Source organism: Paenibacillus sp. S150, assembly GCF_019352175.1.
Lineage (GTDB): Bacteria > Bacillota > Bacilli > Paenibacillales > Paenibacillaceae > Paenibacillus_AQ.
The window spans coordinates 1-1,409 of record NZ_JACBYI010000089.1 but is presented as its reverse complement, the minus strand read 5'-3'; the positions used below and the strand labels follow the sequence as shown (position 1 = coordinate 1,409).

The window sequence follows — 1,409 nt, the reverse complement described above, 5'->3', positions numbered from 1 at the left end:
GTAAGCGTCAAACCTAACCCACCTATAAACCCCCGGCAAAGCATGAGATCATAGGCGTATCTTAAATCGAGGAGATTTGCCAGATGACCAAAGCCGAACAACGCCAGTATGAGTGGACAGAGCGCATCAGAGACTATCGATCCAGTGGCCTCACCATGTCTGTTTGGTGCGAAGCACAGGGCTTGACCCTACATCAATTGAAATATTGGCTCCGCAAAATCGATTCCAGTCAGCCTCGCTCTTCCACCCCTTCCTTTATTCCAGTGACCGTCTCCCCACGATCCTCGCCTCCCGCCTTGACTCTTCGCATCGGTCCGGCCTCTCTTGACGTGCAGGAAGGATTTTCTCCTGAACTGCTTCGTCAAGTGGTTCAAGCCCTGGAGGCCTTATGCTGACGCTGCCGGAAAAGGTTTATTTAGCCGGCGGGAGCACGGATTTGCGCAAGTCCATCGACGGCCTGGCCGCCCTGGTTCAGGAGCGATTTCTGCTCGATCCGTTCGCGCCCTGCCTATTTGTATTTTGTAATCGTCAGCGGGACAAACTCAAAATGCTCTATTGGGAACATAATGGCTTCTGGCTGCTGTACCGTCGCCTGGAACGCGGAACCTTCCAGTGGCCGGGCCCTGGTGACTCACCGGCTGTCCTTTCTTTTCGCGAACTCCGCTGGCTCCTGGATGGACTGTCTCTTCACCAGCGGCAGGCTCACCAGCAGGTCACGGCTCAAACTGTCGTTTAACGTTTTTTTCATTTTTGCAGGCCTGGGTAGCAGGGAAATCATCAGCGTTGTCGAAATGTAGGATATGGAAAATCAAGCGAACTCCCCCTCTACAATAGAAGAACTCCAACAACAAAAGGCCAAGCTGGAGCAGCAAAATGCCGAGCTGACCGCTAAACTCCAGTGGTACGAAGAACAGTTCCGTCTGGCCCAGCAGAAGCGTTTCGGCCCCTCCAGCGAGAAGACCCATCCGGATCAGCTTGAGATGAACCTGTTCAATGAAGCTGAGGTGCTCGCGACCCCGGCTTCCGAAGAGCCGCAAACCGAGACGATCACCTACAGCCGCAAAAAATGGACGGACAGCCGGGAGGCCAAACTGGAGAAACTGCCCGTCGATACGCTTCACTACGAACTGCCCGAAGAAGAGCAGGTGTGTGCATGCTGTGGCGGGGAGCTTCACCCCATGAGCACCGAAACCCGAAATGAAATTACAGTCATTCCGGCAGAAGTGCGGGTCTTGCGTCATATTCGGCAGGTCTATGCCTGCCGCCGGTGTGAACGCGAAGAGATTCAGACGCCCATCGTCACCGCTCCCATGCCAAAATCCGTCTATCCCGGCAGTCTGGCTTCGCCATCCATTCTGGCGCATGTCATGAATCAAAAGTACGTGGAGAGCCAGCCGCTGTATCGTCAA

At 54.5% G+C, this 1,409-nt stretch carries 3 protein-coding genes; all 3 read left to right on the top strand.

Going from position 1 to position 1,409, the window contains the following annotated elements:
- Window positions 1–83 precede the first annotated feature (83 nt).
- A complete protein-coding gene (gene tnpA, locus HYD27_RS31645; RefSeq protein ID WP_219221748.1) occupies window positions 84–395 on the top strand; it encodes an IS66 family insertion sequence element accessory protein TnpA in 312 nt (103 codons plus the stop codon).
- The gene (tnpB, locus tag HYD27_RS31640) at window positions 389–736 is read left to right on the top strand and encodes an IS66 family insertion sequence element accessory protein TnpB (RefSeq protein WP_219221747.1); all 348 of its coding nucleotides are present in this window, start codon (window positions 389–391) and stop codon (window positions 734–736) included. Before tnpA ends, tnpB begins: the two co-directional genes overlap by 7 nt.
- Before the next feature lie 64 nt (window positions 737–800).
- Window positions 801–1,409 (top strand): IS66 family transposase zinc-finger binding domain-containing protein (locus HYD27_RS31635; protein WP_219221746.1); only part of this gene is annotated, 609 nt, incomplete at its 3' end.

Excerpts from the sequence above, each read along its gene's own strand:
- tnpB (WP_219221747.1), top strand. The coding sequence starts at position 389 with ATGCTGACGCTGCCGGAAAAGGTTTATTTAGCCGGCGGGAGCACGGAT.
- tnpA (WP_219221748.1), top strand. The coding sequence starts at position 84 with ATGACCAAAGCCGAACAACGCCAGTATGAGTGGACAGAGCGCATCAGA.